Origin of the sequence: Undibacterium sp. Tian12W (assembly GCF_049339405.1) — a bacterium.
Lineage (GTDB): Bacteria > Pseudomonadota > Gammaproteobacteria > Burkholderiales > Burkholderiaceae_D > Undibacterium.
Window position 1 is genome coordinate 72,509 of sequence record NZ_JBMPPK010000004.1, and the last position, 18,294, is coordinate 90,802.

Annotated in this window: 19 protein-coding genes; 14 read left to right on the forward strand and 5 right to left on the reverse strand. The window is 50.3% G+C overall.

Annotated elements, in window-relative coordinates; all coding sequences use genetic code 11:
* Positions 1–56: 56 nt before the first annotated feature.
* From ACO0LI_RS06050 to ACO0LI_RS06090, 9 genes are all read left to right on the forward strand, one after another.
* The gene (locus ACO0LI_RS06050) at positions 57–491 is read left to right on the forward strand and encodes a hypothetical protein (RefSeq protein ID WP_422950164.1); all 435 of its coding nucleotides are present in this window, start codon (positions 57–59) and stop codon (positions 489–491) included.
* Between the two features lie 410 nt (positions 492–901).
* Positions 902–1,234 (forward strand): hypothetical protein, encoded by a 333-nt coding sequence (locus ACO0LI_RS06055; RefSeq protein WP_422950165.1) that lies wholly within the window; start codon positions 902–904, stop codon positions 1,232–1,234.
* A gap of 17 nt (positions 1,235–1,251) precedes the next feature.
* Complete coding sequence (locus ACO0LI_RS06060) at positions 1,252–1,977, forward strand: DotI/IcmL/TraM family protein (protein ID WP_422950166.1); 726 nt, start codon at positions 1,252–1,254, stop codon at positions 1,975–1,977.
* Positions 1,978–1,993: 16 nt separating this feature from the next.
* Complete coding sequence (locus ACO0LI_RS06065; protein ID WP_423031652.1) at positions 1,994–3,076, forward strand: DotH/IcmK family type IV secretion protein; 1,083 nt, start codon at positions 1,994–1,996, stop codon at positions 3,074–3,076.
* A complete protein-coding gene (locus ACO0LI_RS06070; RefSeq protein ID WP_423031654.1) occupies positions 3,077–4,534 on the forward strand; it encodes a DotG/IcmE/VirB10 family protein in 1,458 nt (485 codons plus the stop codon).
* Between the two features lie 70 nt (positions 4,535–4,604).
* The gene (locus ACO0LI_RS06075) at positions 4,605–5,753 is read left to right on the forward strand and encodes a hypothetical protein (RefSeq protein ID WP_423031656.1); all 1,149 of its coding nucleotides are present in this window, start codon (positions 4,605–4,607) and stop codon (positions 5,751–5,753) included.
* 20 nt (positions 5,754–5,773) lie between these two features.
* Positions 5,774–6,373, forward strand: coding sequence for a hypothetical protein (locus tag ACO0LI_RS06080; protein WP_423031658.1), 600 nt, complete (start codon positions 5,774–5,776; stop codon positions 6,371–6,373).
* Between the two features lie 147 nt (positions 6,374–6,520).
* Positions 6,521–6,925, forward strand: coding sequence for a hypothetical protein (locus ACO0LI_RS06085; protein ID WP_423031660.1), 405 nt, complete (start codon positions 6,521–6,523; stop codon positions 6,923–6,925).
* 416 nt (positions 6,926–7,341) lie between these two features.
* On the forward strand, positions 7,342–10,377 hold the full coding sequence (locus tag ACO0LI_RS06090) for a hypothetical protein (RefSeq protein ID WP_423031662.1): 3,036 nt from the start codon (positions 7,342–7,344) through the stop codon (positions 10,375–10,377).
* 406 nt (positions 10,378–10,783) lie between these two features.
* On the opposite strand, the gene ACO0LI_RS06095 is transcribed toward ACO0LI_RS06090, so the two are convergent.
* Positions 10,784–10,915 carry a hypothetical protein gene (locus ACO0LI_RS06095; RefSeq protein WP_423031664.1) on the reverse strand — a complete coding sequence of 44 codons (132 nt, stop codon included), beginning with the start codon at positions 10,913–10,915 and terminating at the stop codon, positions 10,784–10,786.
* Between ACO0LI_RS06095 and ACO0LI_RS06100 the strand changes: the two genes are divergently transcribed.
* The 5 genes from ACO0LI_RS06100 to ACO0LI_RS06120 all read left to right on the forward strand — a co-directional run bounded on the left by ACO0LI_RS06100 (position 10,914) and on the right by ACO0LI_RS06120 (position 15,694).
* A complete protein-coding gene (locus ACO0LI_RS06100) occupies positions 10,914–11,447 on the forward strand; it encodes a DotD/TraH family lipoprotein (protein ID WP_423031666.1) in 534 nt (177 codons plus the stop codon). The genes ACO0LI_RS06095 and ACO0LI_RS06100 overlap by 2 nt on opposite strands.
* 19 nt (positions 11,448–11,466) lie before the next feature.
* The gene (locus ACO0LI_RS06105; RefSeq protein ID WP_422950173.1) at positions 11,467–12,411 is read left to right on the forward strand and encodes a type IV secretory system conjugative DNA transfer family protein; all 945 of its coding nucleotides are present in this window, start codon (positions 11,467–11,469) and stop codon (positions 12,409–12,411) included.
* A 13-nt stretch (positions 12,412–12,424) separates the two neighbouring features.
* Complete coding sequence (locus ACO0LI_RS06110) at positions 12,425–13,678, forward strand: type IV pilus twitching motility protein PilT (RefSeq protein WP_422976557.1); 1,254 nt, start codon at positions 12,425–12,427, stop codon at positions 13,676–13,678.
* A gap of 18 nt (positions 13,679–13,696) precedes the next feature.
* The gene (gene icmT, locus ACO0LI_RS06115; RefSeq protein WP_423031667.1) at positions 13,697–13,984 is read left to right on the forward strand and encodes an IcmT/TraK family protein; all 288 of its coding nucleotides are present in this window, start codon (positions 13,697–13,699) and stop codon (positions 13,982–13,984) included.
* Between the two features lie 270 nt (positions 13,985–14,254).
* The gene (locus tag ACO0LI_RS06120) at positions 14,255–15,694 is read left to right on the forward strand and encodes a hypothetical protein (RefSeq protein WP_423031669.1); all 1,440 of its coding nucleotides are present in this window, start codon (positions 14,255–14,257) and stop codon (positions 15,692–15,694) included.
* A gap of 74 nt (positions 15,695–15,768) precedes the next feature.
* On the opposite strand, the gene ACO0LI_RS06125 is transcribed toward ACO0LI_RS06120, so the two are convergent.
* Genes ACO0LI_RS06125 through ACO0LI_RS06140 form a run of 4 tightly spaced genes read right to left on the reverse strand, consistent with a single transcriptional unit; the run spans position 15,769 to position 18,143 of the window.
* Positions 15,769–16,185, reverse strand: coding sequence for a hypothetical protein (locus ACO0LI_RS06125; RefSeq protein ID WP_423031671.1), 417 nt, complete (start codon positions 16,183–16,185; stop codon positions 15,769–15,771).
* A complete protein-coding gene (locus ACO0LI_RS06130) occupies positions 16,175–16,828 on the reverse strand; it encodes a hypothetical protein (RefSeq protein WP_423031673.1) in 654 nt (217 codons plus the stop codon). The genes ACO0LI_RS06125 and ACO0LI_RS06130 overlap by 11 nt, the downstream gene beginning before the upstream one ends.
* Positions 16,825–17,265 carry a hypothetical protein gene (locus ACO0LI_RS06135; protein ID WP_423031675.1) on the reverse strand — a complete coding sequence of 147 codons (441 nt, stop codon included), beginning with the start codon at positions 17,263–17,265 and terminating at the stop codon, positions 16,825–16,827. Before ACO0LI_RS06135 ends, ACO0LI_RS06130 begins: the two co-directional genes overlap by 4 nt.
* A complete protein-coding gene (locus tag ACO0LI_RS06140; RefSeq protein ID WP_422950180.1) occupies positions 17,265–18,143 on the reverse strand; it encodes a hypothetical protein in 879 nt (292 codons plus the stop codon). The genes ACO0LI_RS06135 and ACO0LI_RS06140 overlap by 1 nt, the downstream gene beginning before the upstream one ends.
* Between the last annotated feature and the right edge of the window lie 151 nt (positions 18,144–18,294).

An 18,294-nucleotide genomic window follows, 5' to 3' on the forward strand; every position in this document is an offset into this window, starting at 1 on the left:
CCCAATCAGCTACCCCCAATCAGATACTGCAAAGTATATCCTCTGGAATACATGCCATGCCATTGATAGATCAATTAGTCGAAGCTCTGCACAATCTGCACAAACCTCATGTGGAACGTGCCCTGCTGCTATACCAGTCCATACAGCCACCAACAGGCCTGGCCGCTGAATACTTTCAACATTTGCAGCAGAACAGCCCCGCAATGGCCGCAGATTTGCCTGCAGATGGCGGTGCAAAGCTGGCCGCAGCGCTGGAAGCCTTGTATGGCGTCATACAGGTATTGAATCGCTGTGCAACCAATTTCCCTTTCGGGCGGGCTTTGCCGCTGCTGCCCTTTGTCGCAGAAGACAAGGCGGTCAGGGCCGTGCAGGAGACCCTGTTCGACAAGATGAAAGATGAATATTTTGCCCCAGCGGTATCTGATGATTCCAATGGCGAGGCCGTGTATTTGAATCGTCTTGCAATGATCAGGGAAATGCTGCAGGAGTAGCTGCCGATGTTGCCACAGTAGTGACCATAGTAATTGCCGGAGTGGCTGCGCAGGTGTCAATAGTTCCAGACGGGCTGGTAGCGCCGCGCAATGTGCAGTAAGTCTCGTGCAACCATGATGGCTAACGAAGATTACCTCTGCATCCCTCCATTATTCCTCAATGCATGGAGTTGATGCCAGCCCGCTTCATGTAATTTTTCTGAAATATTTCCCTCCGTAAATGCCTTTTTTGGATACCAACAGACAGTATTTCACTGCCTTGTTACAAACAAGATGTTTTTTACCATCATTGTCTTAATAATTTAATTGTAAAGCTGGTAGAATTTGGAATAAATGTCGAAAAAACCTTATCTGGCCTTTGTTTTCATAAATTGACATGATAAGATAATTGAAGAATTCTAAATTTTTCCATGAAAAAAGACCCTGCAACATCCGTACAACCAGCGCCCAAGCCTGTGGTCAAAAAGACCAGGCGTTATGGCTATGAGTTTTATAGAGATAACTTCCGCCGCATGACTGTCCTGGCGATCGGCCTGGTCGGTCTGGATATTGTCCTGGTGGTGGGGATGTTCCTGGTATATAGCAGTTTCCCCCAGCGTGATTTGTATGCCACCACGCGCAATGGTTTATTGGTGAAATTGAGGCAATTTGACAGTGTAGGCCAGGTAAAGTCTGCCAAGGCCGCCAAGGCTGCGAATGCGCCAGCAGGCGCAGCAGCAAATGTTGAATCAGCGTATCCATAACGTGTAAGAGGATCAAGATGTCTGGCTCCATAGCTCAACAACAATTGCCAGCCAAGGCGGAAACCAAACCGCCTGTGCATGCTGGTGATACGCCGCATGCAGGCGGCAATACCAGGGAAACCACAGGGCAGCCTGAATTGAACATGGCTCGCGCCGAGTTTTATCTCGACCGCTATCGCTTTATCCAGAAAATTGTCGCAGGCCTGCTGGTGCTGACTATTCTGCTGGCGTATGCCTTGTACGATGTTTATCGTAATCCTCCCAAGCCTTTGTATATCGCGGCAGAAAATGACGGGCGCATTATTGAATTGCGTCCCATCAGTCGCCCCACGATTTCCAAGAATGCCTTGCTGACCTGGGCTGCTGAGTCTGTTACCTCGATTTTTACCTATGACTACGTGAACTACCGCAAGCAGTTCCAGGGCAATGTCGATTATTTCAGTGCTGAGGGCTGGCAGGCGTATATGGAGCAACTGGATAAATCTGGCACGCTGCAGACCGTCAAGGAAAAATCCATGCTGGTTTCTGCCGTTGTTACCAGCAGCCCCGTCATCACTGGTGAGGCACCAGTAAATGGTATCTATATGTGGAAAGTGGAAATGCCGATCGATGTGACCTACACACCTTTCGGACAAAGCCCTATCAAGCAAAAACTGATCATCAAGATGAACCTGCGTGCCATTTCTCCACTGGAGAACCCGCGCGGTGTGGTGATTGATAGCTTCAGTACATTCGAGCGGTGATTTGAGGTCGTTGATGATGAATAAGAATAGAAATATCCGGCTTGCCTGCGCACTCTTCCTGAGTTTGCTTGGGAGTGCTGCTTTGGCCAGGCAGAATGCTGCCAATGCTCCAGCTGCCGCCAAAACGCAAACCAAGCCTGGCGAAATGGCCTTGCCCAGTGCTTTGCCGCCTGCACCTGCAGATCCGGCGCAACAGGCCAGCCCCGCCAGGCTGACTGCATCTGAGCTCAATGCGCGTTATAGCGATCCTGCCATGCTGCCTTCGCCAGATGGTTACGCAAGGCCTCGTACGAAGCTCAAGATGCCACAGTTCCGCGATCCCAAAGAGCAGGCTTTTGATGAGTTGCTGGATGAAACCGTGACCTTCAGTCGTGATGAAATCAATCGTTATTACGACCGTATTGATGATTTCAAGCGTTCGGTGCGCACGCCTGACGGGCAAATGCACAGAGCAGTGATTTCTTCTGTCATTGTGAACCTGCAGCCGGGGTCGGTGATACCGGTCATGCGCCTGAACGTCAATGAGAATTCGTCCCTGCTGTTCACGGATTCAACTGGCAATCCCTGGCCTGTCGTCAAATTTGCGGCGCCTTCCAAGAGCATGTTTGCAGTGGAATTTCATGCAAATAATAATCCGCATGAGATCGCGCTGGAGCCTATCAAAGATTACGCGTACGGCAATTTGAAAGTTTTCCTCGCTGGTATGAGTACACCAGTCTTTGTGCGCCTCGTCACCGGACAAAAAGAAACCGATGTACGTCTGGATGCCAGGATGCCTGTACGCGGCCCGAATGCTGCTGCTCTGATAGAAAAGCAAATGCCGCCTGAGGCTTCTTCCTCGATGTTTTCCATGTTGAATGGCGTGGTGCCGGAAAAGGCCCAGGAACTCAAGGTTGAAGGTGCAGATGCCCGGGCCTGGATGCTGGATGGAAAAATGTATTTGCGCCTGACCAACAAGACTTCAGTGCGCTCACCGTCATGGACAGGAACCATGTCCTCGATTGATGGTACCAATGTTTATGAGCTTCCTGCGCGCACGCCAGTGGTCTATGCGGCGCAAGAAGGTAAGAGTGTTGAATTACGCGTGTCGGGGTTTTAAATGGCAGAAAAGAAAACAGGTGGAGCGGCTTTCCTGACAAATCCTAAATCCCGCATGATGGTCATTGGTGTTGCCGTTGTTCTGGTTGCGGGTATTGCATTGGCTGTCAATGGACTGATCAAGAAAAACTCCATGGGCAAAGAGCAGAGTGAGCCTACCAGCACGGCAGCCTTGCCTGCGGATGCTAATAAAAAAACTGCCATTGATCCAAATAAAGTGGATGCCCAGCAGTCTGACTTGCGCAAGGCCGCCAACGAAGACGCCGCCAAGAAGGCAGAGTCAAGTGGGCAGACCTTTATTGCAACAATGCGCCCGGACGCGGCTCCTGCATCTGTTGCGAATGCTGGCAATAGCATAGATCCCAGCATGTATGCAGCCCGCAATGCAGACAATGGTTATGCCAGGTATGCAGGCCCGCGTGAACCTAGCGAGCAGGATATTCGCGATGCAGAAGCCGCCCAACAGAAAAAAGTCGATGAATGGAAGCGTAAGCTGACTGCTGACAAAACCAAGATCAATGAGGTATGGGAGCCAGGCTCCAGAGTTTTCTACACGGCCTATGTGGGCACTGAGAGTGCACAGGACGAGAAAAAAGAAAAAGATAACCGCGAGCAGCCGACCACTAAAGCTGACGCACAAAAGAAAGGCCAGGTCTTTGCCAGGGCCGGTGATATTTTTTATGGCAGCATCGATATAGGCATGAATACCGATGAGCCCAGTGCCATCACCGCCTACATCCTGAGTGGGCCATTCAAGGGTGGCAAGTTGCTCGGTGCACTATCCGGGCAGACTGCGCCTTACTCAGAAAAAGCCGTGATTCAATTTACTTCGCTGAATCACCCTAAGTTTGAGCGTTCCATTCCCGTCAAAATTTTTGCTGTCGATCGTGATACGAAACGTGCTGCGGTTGCCGATAATGTAGACAGGCATTTGCTGACCAAATTTGGCCTCGCAGCCATTGTTGATTTTGCCCAGGGTTATGCCGAGGGCAAGGCGCAAAATAATTCTTCGGTTATTTATGGACAGAATGGTTCGCCTACCATTGTGACGCAATCAGAACTTAATAATAAGCAATTAATTGCCCGTGGTGCGGCAAAAACCATGAACCGTGTCGCCAGTACGCTGGCACCTTATACCAACAGGCCAAATACCCTGGAAGTGTATTCACAAACCGAGATAGGTTTGCTGGTCGCAGCAGACATTGTCTATGTCGAAGGTGTTAATGCTGACAATAACGGTCCGGCACCGGGCGCAGCTACGTCAAATGGTGCAAGGCAGGCCGCAGCACAGGCCGCAGTTGCAAATGCCTATGCACCTGCGCTTCCCATGCCGCCTGCCCAGGCACCAGCAATGTATGGTCAGCAGCAAGTGTATGTGCCGCAGCCTGCCTATCCTCAGCCAGCCTATGGTGGTCAGCCCTCAGTGTATGGGCAAATCCCTGTATATGGTCAACGCTAGTACCGCTGGTAAAACGCATTTTCATTTTTGACCGCAAAGCCAAAAGTAAATTGAAGATAAGGAATAGATGATGGGTATGAATGACTGGGACGGCCTTTCAGGCGAGCATGATGAAAATGCCGGAGCTGCTTCTTCGCAAGCTGGTAAGACAGAGTCAGAAAAAAAAGTAGTGCCTGTGTCTGCGGTGGCAGCAAAAAATAATAACAAGACCATGTACCTGGCCATGGGCGGCCTCATGCTGTTCGTCATGGGGGTATATGGTTACTACCAGTACATGCAATTCCAGGCCTCACAAAACGATGATCGTATGCGACAGCAGCAGGCATACAAAAATAAAAAAGAAGACGCTGAGCGCAAGAAGCGTGAGTCTGAGGCAAAAGACAAGCCTGCTGTGGCTGCAGCAGATAAACCAGTGGCAGAAGTTGCAGCAGCATCGGCCAGCTCACCCCAGAACGACGATTTGGCTGCATTGGCGCAGCTCAAGAATCGTAATAGCAATAACCCAGTTGCACCTGTTGCAACTGCAGCCGCGACTCCGGGCACGGTGGTGACACCTGCAGCTGCGCCAGTCGTCCTGCCAGCAGCAGCAGCTGTGCAAATAGCAAACACGATGGCACCAAGACCTGCACTGCAAAGCGCCGCGGTCGCCCAGTCTTATGCGCCGGCTCAGGACGGGCAAAAGCGCGAGCAATATGTCAGCATGCTGGAGGGGCGTGTGAATGACCTTGGGCTGACTAAATTGCGTCTGGAAGCTGAACTCTGCAAATACGAGCCAAGGCGTAATTTCTGTCATGCCTCCAATAAATCTGGAGTCTTGCCGGAGGCGCAGCGTGAACCAGTTCAAGCGAATATCAGGTCAGGCCAACAGGCTCAGTCTGCGCAGCCAGCTCAGCAAGTTCAGTCAAGCGGCGGTCGTGTCATGTTGTTTGATACCGCCAGGCCAGGAAGCGCTGTCGCAACAGAACTGCCCCGCATTTCAACAAAGACCAGCGTCGCACAGGCTCAAAACCCGGGTGCCCGTACCCAGATAATGGATGCCGCGCCCAAGCCCCTGTCCTTGCAAGGCCTGACTATCTTGCGCGACCGGGTACTTTACCGTGACCGTGATGGCCTGACCCATGAGGTTGAGCTAGGCGGTGACATGGAAGGTCTGGGCCGCTTGGAAAGAATCGATTTCGAAAGAAAATCTTTCCAGGCTGGTGGACGTACTTATAACTGATGACAGCTATGGGGACTTTGATGTCAGCATCGCGCTTACGATTTTTCACCGGCATAACTGCCGGCTTGCTGGCAGCGCCAGCTTTTGCTCAGGGTCCGACGGCCTTGTCGATGTTGCTGAAGTTTGGCGAGAGCATTCCGGGACTATGGAACTTTGTACAGGCCATGGCTTTTGTGACGGCGATGTTCCTGTTCGGTTTTTCCATGTTCAAACTAAAGCGTATAGGCGAAAGAAAATCCGATGAAGGGGCGATGTCGGTGGTCATGACATTACTGGCTGCAACCGGCATGTTCTATCTTTCTTCTTCGATAGATACTTTCCTGGTTTCCACCTTTGGCACCAGCACCATCATGACCTATACCACCTCCAGCATCCTAGATGCGGATGGTATCAAGGCTGCGCGGGTAGTGATCGGTTTCGTTAACCTGATAGGCCTGATTGCGTTTGTCCGCGGCTGGTATGCGCTCAAGATGCTGGGGTCTGGTGGCGGCCATAAAGAAGACACGGCCAAGCGCGCCATCGTATTACTGGTCGGTGGGACTTTCTGCCTGAATATCGTTGCACTTTCAGAAGTTTTGCAAAGAACATTGGGTATCAGCAACATTATTATCTCTCCTTAAGGCAAGCTTTTGCAGATTGTCTTAAAAAGGAAAATATTTTTACTTTTGTTTGTATAAAAACTTGAAAGCATTTTTGGTCTAAGGTATTCTTGTTGATGTTCTTACCGGACTTTGTTGCATCTATTTCTAAAGCTTAGGAGTGTTTCCATGAAAAAACTTAACAAAAGTATTAAAGGCAAGCTGGGCATGGTGTTGGGCGTGGCTGCGGGTGTAGCAGTAGCGCTGGTTCCAGAACTGGCATTCGCGCAGGCAGGTACATCGATTGGTGACGTAGCGATGAATGCGTCCAAGAGCATCAACGGCGTACAGGTAATGATCCAGGGCGCCTGCTACATGGCTGGTGTAGCGCTGGCAGGTGGTTCCATGTTCAAATTCAAGGCGCATAAAGACAATCCTCAACAAACGCCTTTGTCTACGCCTATCGTCATGTTGGCTGTTGCTGCAGGCCTGTTGTATCTGCCATCCTTGATGACAACTGCTGGTCAGTCTCTGTGGGGCGGTTCGCAAAACAGCACGCGCGTTTCTTACGACTACAGCAGCTACGCTTCTTAATATTTTCATGCCGGTTCTGGTGCAAGCTGGAACTGGCAAAGCCGGGAAGCAAAACAAGTCATTTTCATGAAACCGGTGCTGAAGCTTAATGTATATGGCATTCAGCTCCTTTTAGTGGCAATGGCTTGATAAATGTCTGGCTTTGGCTAAATACAGCCTGGCTTAATGCGAGTTGGCATGGCTGGATTATTGATGTCATTGCAGGCGGAACGGCAGTGATTTGCAAAAGTCACAAAAAGCCTCGCAGGCCATGTCTGCGGGGCTTTGTTTTTCTGATATTCATCTCGTGTCCATGTAACGTGCATGAAAGGTCCATGTTGCACCGGGGTATATGTAGAGAAACATCACTTGATGTTTCCAGATGATAGGGGTGGTGTACCGATTATCTGGAGTACCGCTATTTGATCGGGGAAAATATGTCGGTTGTAAATTCTGTTCTTGAAGGTGTTGATGAATTCGTTTATTGGGCTGGCTCCATGTTCAGGAGCTCTGCTTCTGTTTACTGTGAACTGGAAACCACAGACGATGAGAGCACCCTGGTCGCCAAAGATGGCTCGCTGATCAGTTTTATACGCATAGATGGAGCAAGGTTTTTGGTAGGCGTGGAAGAATTTGCTTCCATTCACCGTTCGTTGATGCAGGGGATAGAAGCTTTCTTCGGTAATCCCGGGCATCATATGCAAATCGTCTTTGGCTGTGACAAAGATTTTGTGGTGCGTGATATCACTTATGCCCTCGATGGTTCCAGGGAAACAGCCAGGAACCTGCAAATGGATGTGCAGGACATGTTTGATGCCAAAGTCGCGCACATGTCGCAATATACCTCGCATGAAGAATGCTACCTGGTGTTGTGGACTCATGGATCATCCATGACCAAGGCCGAATCCGCTTCAGCGAACAAAGAAAAAGTCCAGTTCAACAAAGACCATAATGTGCCCGTCATGAAGCACAGCCAGTATCTGTTCGCCGCGATACGTGAATTGCGCGACAGGCACAGTTCTTTCAAGCGTTCAGTCAAGCTTGAATTGGAGACAGCCGGCCTGGATTGTGAAATCCTTGATGCGCATAGTGCCTTGCGTGTAGCGCGCATGTCTTATGACGCTGATTACACCGACGAATTGTGGAAACCAAGATTGTTGGGTGACAAATTATCTCCGCGCGCTTTTGAAAATACACATCCGCGCGATATTTCAGACATCCTGTATCCGCGCATAGAACACCAGATCATGCCGCGTGATGCAGAAGAATTGAATGGCAAGTGGCTGCGCATAGGCGACCGCATTATTGCACCCATTCATGTCTACCTCTTCCCCAAAGACATCAATACCTTCCAAAGATTGTTTGCCCGCATCAGGGAGGCGGACCTGCCATGGCGTTATTCGATGATGATGGAAGGTGGTGGTGTACGTGGATTTGGCATGAAATCCATGATAGCGGCGCTGATCTCGTTTGCCTCGTCAAATAACAAGCTCGCCAATAATGCGGTGCAGGCCTTGCAGAATTATCAGGACATGGAGGGGGGCACGGTTGTCAAAGTGTCGATGTCGTTTGCCACCTGGGCACCAGTCGGCGAAGAAAAACTCTTGCGTAGTCGTGAACAACGGCTGGCGCGCGCCATCGAAGGCTGGGGTGGCATAGAAGTGTTCGACAAGAGTGGCGACCCGTTCGAGGGAGTTGCGTCCACTCTGGTCGGCTTTTCGACCAAGAACATGGGCACGCCAGCGATTGCTCCTCTGCCGGACATCGTCTATATGATGCCACTGCAGCGCCCGGCATCGTCGTGGAAAGAAGGTGCGGTATTATTCCGCTCACCGGATGGCAAACTGTGGCCTTATCAGCCTGGTTCCAGCAAACAAACGACCTGGATTGATATCATTTTTGCGAAACCAGGTTCGGGTAAGTCAGTACTGTCGAATATGTTGAACTGGGCAATTTGCGTGATGCCTGGCCTCAAGCGCCTGCCGCGCATTTCCGTCATTGATATCGGCCCTTCATCAAGCGGTTTGATTTCTCTGGTCAAGGATGCGTTGCCACCGAATCTCAAGCATCTGGCCAATTATTTCCGCCTGCGCATGACGCCGGAATATGCCGTCAACCCCTTTGACACCCAGCTTGGCTATCATTACCCGATACCGCAAGAGCGTGCATTCCTGGTCAACTTGTTGACTCTGTTGACCATGCCCATGGGTAAAACCGAGCCTTATGATGGTATGCCAGATATTTGCGGTATGGTGGTAGATGAAGCTTATCGCCTGTATTCGCCAGAAAAAAGCCCCAAGCGTTATTCTGAGCATCAGGACGAAAAAGTCGATGCTGCCGTCAGGTCATTGGGCTTGCATACCGATGAAATTACTACCTGGTGGGACATCACCGACGAATTGTTCAGGAATGGCATGGTGCATGAAGCCATCCTGGCACAGCGCTTCGCCGTCCCTAACATGAATGATCTGACATCTGTTGTGCAGGATCAGTCTTTCAGGGACGTGTATACCAAACCGAAAACGGCGACTTCCGAAACCATCGTCGATGCGTTTTCGCGCATGATACAGTCAGTCTTGCGTGAGTATCCGGTACTGACATCAACCACTAGGTTCGATATCGGTGATACACGTATCGTCGCCATTGATCTGGATGAAGTGGCCAAATCCGGCGGTGCCGCTGCCGACCGCCGTACTGGTATCATGTACATGCTGGGTCAGTTCATCGGCACACGCAATTTCTTCTTCAATGAAGAGAATTTGCAGGAATGCCGTCCTCTGTACAAGGCCTACCACAAGGGCCGCGTCGATGAAATCAAGGAAGATCCTAAACGGGTCGTCTTCGATGAATTCCACAGGACAGAAAATTCACCGGTGGTGCGTGACCAGGTGCTGGTATATATGCGTGAAGGTCGTAAATGGGGCGTGCAGGTTTGCCTGCTGTCGCAATCCATGAATGACTTTGATAAAGAGATGGTGGAGTTTGCGACTTCCATCTTTGTACTGGATGGTGGTGATGCCGCCCAGGTCAAGGAAATTGGCGACCGTTTTGGTTTGTCAAAAACCGCCCGTCATGCACTGGAGTCTGGTCGGGTCCATCCGCCGCGTTCTGGTGGTTCGACTTTCCTGGCAATTTTCTCGACCAAGAAACACAGGAACGAGCAATTGCTGACCAACACTGTCGGCCCCATGGAATTATGGGCATTCTCAACTACGCGCAAAGACACCATCCTCAGGGACAAGCTCTACCGTGTTATCGGGTCTTCCAAGGCCAGAAGGGTATTGGCAGAAAACTTCCCTGACGGATCCGCGATGGATGAGATAGAACGCCGGGAGCTCGCCAGAAAATCCGCTACCGGCATGATAGGCGAGGATGACGACACCAATATCATTGAAGCCATGGCTGAGGAACTGCTGAAGTATTCCCATAAAAAAGACCACGAAGAGAAAAAGCGGGCAGCAGCTTTGGTGTAGAACTAGCTCAAGCATAAATAGCGGAACTGGAAACGGACAGCAATTGCTGTCCGTTCTGGTGTGAACATGCTGATGAGTGTTGGTGTCGCACGCATCATGCTTGTTACGGCTGATGCTGTGAATTGTCTGCTAATGCTTTCTTTCTCTGCTTGCACAGCCTCCTCCGATGGCACTGTTTGTCGCCAGTAAATCCAATCATGCTTTGCTCTTAATTTTTCCTGCAAGCAATACATGTCTGGGTCTGCCTGAATCTCGCAGCCCGCGCAGGGTAAATGCGCGCTCTGTTGCAAGAAAATCAGAATCTGCCGTGCCTTGAAAAATACTCTGTTTCAGCGCTGTAATTTGGATAAAATCTGCAAATATTTTATGCTATCATTGTCTTAAAGTTTTCGTATTATTTTGATTTTCATTCATAGAAATGGAAATAAACAGGTTTTTCCAATAGCATGCCAGACTGATGCTGATGAAAATCCTGTACCACCAGGGCTTTACATGTTGCGCGCTGAATGCGCGCTTGCAACTCAGAGACTTCATCCATGAACCAGATCAAATTTGCTGTTAGCTTGTTAGTTGTTTCTGCAACCCTGGCTGGCTGCCAGACGAGAAATCCCAAGGTGGCAGAGGACCAGAAATCGCGTTTGTCAGAGACAGTAACTTTGCAGCAGCAATTGTTATCAACCGCAGATGCTATAGAGCGCAATTCGCAATTGCTGGCAGAAGCGAGCAATACCCGCGCTGCAGTTGAAAAAGCCCAGCTCTCGCCCGCACAGCAAGTGAAAATGGATAAGGCGGCGAATACCAAAGAACCTTATGGCATGACTGCGAAAATCAGCTTTGTCTGGGAGGCTGGCCCGATCCAGGAAGTCGCGCGTCAGATGGCAATACGCTCTGGCTATGAATACATGCAGCCCGAAGGCAGTGTGCCTGCCATACCTGTCATGGTGAAAATCAATGCCAGGGAACAATCCATCGCTTCCATCTTGCGCGATGCCGGTTTGCAGGCAGGTTCACGTGCAGATATCGTGGTCGATGAAGCAAGAAGAAAAGTGCTGGTTCGCTTTTCTGACTAATATTGATAACGGGTCTTGTATGTTCAAATTAAGTCAAATTGCTGCTGTATCCTTGTTTGCGCTATGTGGCGCTTCTGCATTTGCCTACGATAGCAAAGGCGAGCCTGTCACCGTGAATCTGAATGCCAGCAACACGGCCAGAGAATCTGCCGCGCCAACACTGGATGATTTTTCTGCAGAAAATATCGCCAAGGCCAAGCGTAGTGAAGATGATCCATTCAAGGGTAGTGATATCCGCGACCTGCGTGTAGCAGCCGTGCGCGAAGCTGCCTATGCCCTGGGCATACGCAATGGTCTGGTTGCCAGGTCTATCCTGATCAAGGAATTTTTGTACCGCCACCGTTCAGAGATGGACAGGATATTCAATTTTGCACCACTGATGCTGGATTGCGGCAAGGAAGAAAAAAACCGCTATTCGCAAAAACTGATTGCTGAACGTCCGAATGAAAACTGTGTCATGCAGCCGCCAGTCATACTGGGTGCAAAAAATCTGTTGAGCGACAAAGATGGCCAGGGTGATGTGCTGCGTTATTCCAAGGCCAGCTTCCGCATTAAAAAGCAGGCACGCCTGATCACCACCATTCCTATCTGGGAAAATTATCTGGTGTTTGATGCTGGTACGCCAGGCAATGATGTGCACCCCAGCCTGTTCCCTAAAAGTGACGAAGAAAAGCGGGTCTGGAACCAGGCACTGGCAGAGGGCTGGGACAAGGGTGTCGATCAGGCAAATGCGATTTACCGGCAAAATCTGGCAATGCTGAATGAAGATTTTTCCGGCATGCAGCGCTACCAGTATCTGTTGTTGCAAAACCTGGTGACGAAACCCTTTGTCTCGCGCAATCGCCTGGGCGTCACTGGCAATGGCAAGACCGGCATATCGATTGATGATATTACGCTGACGATTACCGAGCGCCCTGAATTCAATTTGAATTCTAACGACTGGATGTTGTTCCCCAGCTTTTGATAGCGAGTTAATTATGTCCGCGCTTGTACAGCCCATTGCACTTGCTCCCAAGCCAGCAAAAAATCAGGATGTCAATTTCGATCGCGAGGCGGTCGAAGCACGTTATGCATTCAAGGATGTACCTAATACCTTTGAGCAAAACTCTTTTCGCAGATTACTCCAGCATTGCCTGGACATAGGCGTATCTGATATTTATTTGAAGACGGGTGACCCGGTCAAGGTCAGGGTAGGCAAGCCCATCTTCAAGCTCACCAAGCGCAGTTTGGAAACCAGTGAACTCAATACCATCGTCACTGAGGTCTATGGCACCAATGGCCCGTCCAAACTTGGTAGTGGCGAAGCGATTGACTACGCATATGAACTGAAGCTGGAAGGGCAGCGTGGCGTATCCGTACGCTTTCGTATGAATGCTACCGGTTGCCTCTCACCTTCAGGGCCAGGTGTAGAAATTGTCATGCGCCCTTTGCAGGAAAACCCGCCAGAAATTTCTACCATGAAGTTGCCTCCCGAGCTGATGGAGCAACTGTTCCCCGAAATTGGCCTGGTGCTGGTGACGGGTGAAACCGGTTCAGGCAAGACTACCTTGCTGGCGGCGGTCATTCGCTACATTCTGGAGCAGCCGGAATCAAACAAACGCATATTGACGGGCGAAGATCCTATTGAATTTGTCTTTGATAAATGCAAACGCTATTCATCGATGGTGGCCCAGCACGAGATAGGCCGCCACCTGAAGTCATTTTCAGAATTTATCCGTAATGCAGTGCGGCGTGATCCGAATATCCTCATGGTCGGCGAAATGCGTGATCATGAAACCATCAATGCCGGGATCATGGCAGCGCAGGTGGGCAAGGCTGTGTATTCCACCCTGCATACCAACTCGGTAGGACAGACCTGGAAGCGCATGGTGAATGTGTTCCCGCATGAAGAGCGGGTATCCAAGATGGTCGATCTGATCGATACCACCAAGGTGATTCTTACCCAGCGCCTGGTTGCTTCGACAGAAAAAAATGATGACGGCAATTTCAAGCGTATCGCCTTGCGTGAGTACCTGGTGTTTGACGATGACGTGAAAACCCGTCTGATAGAACAGGTAGGTGCTGACGTGAATATGCTGCCTTTCCTGACGCACTCCATCGTCAAGGAAAGAAAGCAGTTGCTGGTGGATGAGGCCAGACGTTACTACCGTGAAGGCATGATTTCCGAGATTGAATACAAAAAATATGAAGTCAGTGCCAGCCAGGCAGAACGCATGCTGGGCAGTGAATGACCGTGATAAGGAGTTGAGATGGCAAATAATATAGATGACGGTACCTCGAAAGTAATCTGGCGTGACTCGGCCAGGGAGTTGCGCTTCCTGGGGATTAACTATGTGGCGGTATTTCCACTGGTGTTCTGGTTATTGCACGCCAATATGTTCACCTTTGTGATGGCTATCGCCGTGATTGTGGCACTGACAGTGCTGGAGCGTTTCAAGTATTCGCCGATGGTGGTGTTTCGTCTGGTGCGCTGCTTTATTGGTGGCAAGGTCCGTTATGCAAAGAACTGGAACGAGATGAAACGTTACCGTAGCTAGTGAACTGTAACAGTGAAAATCGGAGTGCCTGCCATGTGCGCGACGATCATGGCTGCGTTGCAAATACTCGCGGTAGCCCCGCTATCGCTGTGTTTTGCATCTTGCCCTGATGCGCCGGGCACATGTCCTTCACTCTCGATTTCACTGTTACAGTCCACTAGTGATGCTCACCTTCATCGCCAGTGTCGATCCTCATCCTGGCGATGGCAAGGTTTTAGCACGAACTGAGAATTTAATTTTTGTAGCGTTGCGCTACTGGAGTATTTACTGATGAAATATCCACGCAATTTATTGAGTATTCTGGTTTCCAGTATTTTTGCCACTGGATTTGCGGCCTATGCGCCTGCCGCCATGGCAGGTTTTGAGGTTGTCAGCAATTCCAATACACCTTATGTCTATCAGATATCTGGTGCGCAGAGAAAAGTCGTTGATGTCCGTGAAGAGCAGGTAGTAGGCGCAACCGCCAATACTCTGCACCATGGCCGCATCGACATGGAGATGGTGATGATACCGGTGGCTGCCAACAAGGGCGTGGATATGCTCACAGGCTTGCGCGGCATCGTACCAGAAAGCCAGGGTTGGCGCGTGTTCGCGCTGAAAGGCGTGAATCTCAGGAACAAAATAGAGTGGAACAGCGCCCAGACCTGGGTGATTGCACTCGATGGTGTGCTACTCAAGCACAAGCTGATTGCCGATATCAACTGGGAAAGCCGTGAAATCACTCTGGCGCCTATGTCCAACCGTAGCTATGCATCTCAGTTGTTTAGTCAGAGTAAGGACAAGAGCATATTGCGCCATGTGACAGTCAGGCAGCAATTTGAGACCCCTGAGCCTCTGATCGCCTTGCGTCTGCAACCTGCACACGCTGCGATTACAGAAGCGCGCACCGTACCGATTGCGAGCGTGGATGTGCCCGTGCGTGCACTGGGCGAAGTCGGTGACAATCGCGGCAACACCAATGTTGGTGTCAAAGTGTCTGATGATACGATAGACAACATGATCAGCCAGCGCGTGGAGCAGGCGACCAAAGCAAAAATGGCCCAGCTCGAAGCACTGGAAACACAGTATCGCGAAAAGCTCGAACAGTTGAATGCCCGCAGCAAGCAGGTCAAACCAGAACCTTCATCTGCGCCTCAGGATGCGACTACCGCCAAGCCAGTGGCGCAACCTATCAGCTTTGAAGAAGGTGATGCCAAGCCCGCCTCTGCAGGCAAAATGATACGCGCTGATTACCGTTTCCCGCGGCCTGCTGCGGGCGGCTATAGAATGAGCAGAATGGACCTGCCTGCTGCAGTTGCCAGTGGAGACGAGCTCAGGCCAACGATCACCAAGACCAGGTTTGCTGCCGCAGAGGCACAAGCTACTTCATCAGCAGTCGATAATAATGTCATCACAGAGGTGGCGACGACATCGGCTAACAGCAGTGTGATCTCTTTCCCGGTGCAGGCGAATGTGGAAGTGCAGGAGGCTTCGCGCACCAAATGGGAAATTTCATTGAATGACAAGACCTTGCGCAATGCGCTGTTGCGCCTGGCATCAAAGAATGGTTACTCGCTGTCTTACCAGACCAAGGATCAGGACATCAAGATGGGTGGTACCTTCTTTGGCACTTTTGATGGTGCCTTGCGTGAAATTGAAATTGCTACTGGCAAGCGTATCCGTCAGGTGGAATCAAGGTTGCTGGGGCGCCTGATTATCGTTACCGACTAAGCAGGACATAGACAAAAAAAAGCACCGCAAAATAAAATAATGCGGTGCTTTTTTTTATGTGCTTTTTATGTACTTCAGATAGCGGAGCGATGCGCAAAGCTGCGCCATAGATTACTGCGCGAGGCTTCAATTTCCCGGCGTTCTTCGTGCAATTGGGTGACCAGGCCCCGTATGCCATTCAAGTCACTCAAAGCCAGTGCTTGTTGACGTATTTGTTGTACCAGTTGCAGGGATTCTAGCGTGTCTAATTCCAGACCATCGTTGACGAGTATGCTTAATACTTTTGCTGAGAATTCGTCATCCCATATTTCTGTAGCGTTCCCTATGCGTTTGATGACAGTGGATGTGGCCGGGTCAAAAGACTCTTCCAGGCCGGCACTCATATGCTCGATAAAGCACAATCTGTCCTTGACCCCATCTGACAGCGTGAACACGATTTTTTCACTACCCTTGTCCTTGATCAGGTAAAAGCACGCATTTTCAATTTCCATTTCTGATTCCTGTATTGGACTGTTTTGCTTCCTCTGTTTCCAGTTTCAAGTCATGATGGATAGGGGAGAGGGCATTCAGTATTTCTCTGGCTTTGACACCGATTTGCTGTATGTTCTTTTGCAGATGCTCTGAGCGTTCCTGACGTGAAATATCAAAAGCCAGCAAACCAGCGATATTGATACTCAGTTTGCGGAAGGTATCCAATTCCTTGACGAACATCTGGTTTTCCGGCAGTTGCAGCGACTCAGTCTTGATATTTTTGGTATCGAGGCCTGTCAATCTGGCTGCCATATCGACGCGGGCAGCCTGGGTATTAAGGCTGGTCAATTGTTTTTGTATCAGGAAAAGATTGCAACGTTCCACTGCCCCGGCATACTTGACGTCAAATGACTGAGGGCTGCAGGCAGCATCCGAAGCGGAGAAATCAGGTTTGCCACCTGATTGCAAAAGTTGGTTCAATTCTTCCAGCCGGTTCTTCGCCATTGTGCCTTCCTTCCTGATATCCATGCCCCGTTCTTTGTGCAACATGGATGAGATATCATCCTGTGCCAATGCCCTGATGGCGTCGTCCCGGTAGCAGCCCGCGTGACCATCTTCATCACGCTTTTGTTCCAGCGTGTGTAGCAAAAGTGCGTAACTCACGATACTTCTCCTTCTTCGCTTGTCTGGCCTGTCGCCGGGACTGTCGCTATCCATGCATCCAGGCTCAGCTCATAGGCCAGGAATAAATCTGCCTGTTGAATAATTTTTGATGACCATGCTGCTGGAAAAACCAGCCATACACCAAAGACCCGCAGCAAACTCATGCATTGCAAATCTATAAACCAGTCTGGCTTATTTTTCAGGCTGGCACCATAGGCATCATTGACTTGGGTAGTCAGACGCAAATCCAGGCCGCCACCCAGCATGAAGTTTCTGATCACGAATGCAAAAAAAAGCAAAACGTAAAAGCCAGCCAGTATTTCAAAACGATACGCAATGTTTTTTACGATCAGCAATAAGACCGGCATTGCCAACAGTAGCCCGCCTAGCAAAAGATAGCTCAGCAATACCAGGCTGACACGTGCTTTGGAAGCCATCAGATACCCCAGTTAACCGCGATAGCGAGTAAAACCAGCGCACTGCAGCTACACAGCTTGACACGTAGATTCCACACTACTTCGCGGAAGTTTTTCTCGGGACCCTGGCCCTTCACATACACCCGGTAATGCTGTGTCACATGGGTGATCACGTATATCATCAGTGGGATGATGACCAGCGAAGCGCGCCCCATTCTGCTGGCTTGCTCTATCAGGTGATATGCCATAGTTAGTGCAAAGGTGGCCCCGCTCAGGCCCAGCAGATAAGCCATCAGGTGGCGGTCATAGATGCCGCCTGCCATTGTGTAGCTATGGTCTTCATTGGTAATTGTGGAGACTTCCAGCATCGAAGTTAGCCTCACTGCATACACCATCACGCCAAACATATAGACCAGCACGATTTGCGTTGCAAACAGGGGCAGCATGGTATCCAGTGTGCCGGCAACGGCAGGGATCAGATAAAACAGCGGGAAGCTCAGTACATCGACCAGCCAGACCTGGCGCAATACCAGGCCGTACAACAGAGCGAGGACGGCCATGGCCATCACGAACCAGCTGCTATGTATGCCCTTCGTATATAAGCTGGACAGGACGGTGGCTGTGACAAACAGTACGACAGCCAGACTCGCAATGACTTTCCAGTCAAAATGCCGGGACAGTCGTCTTTCGGTATCGGACAACAGCCGGACATTTTTTTTCAGGCTGATGGCAGTGATCAATAATTCTGAAGCGATGCCAGCCAGCAGAAAGGGAAAAAAGAACCAGAAAGAGATCGCCAGATAATTGGCATTAAACAGTTTTTTTGCATAGAAAATACCCAACAGGGCGAAAAAGCCTGAAGCCCAATGCGGCCATCGGGCCAGTTTCCAATACTCCATTCGTGACCTCGTTTGTTCTTTTACATAGTTCAGCCAGGTGGCTCACCGGCATGATGGATTGTGTGCCGGTGCCAAGATGAGTACGGTGAGTGCGCAATCCTGGCTGGCAGGTGCGCACACAACATACTCACATCAACATACCCAAATGATT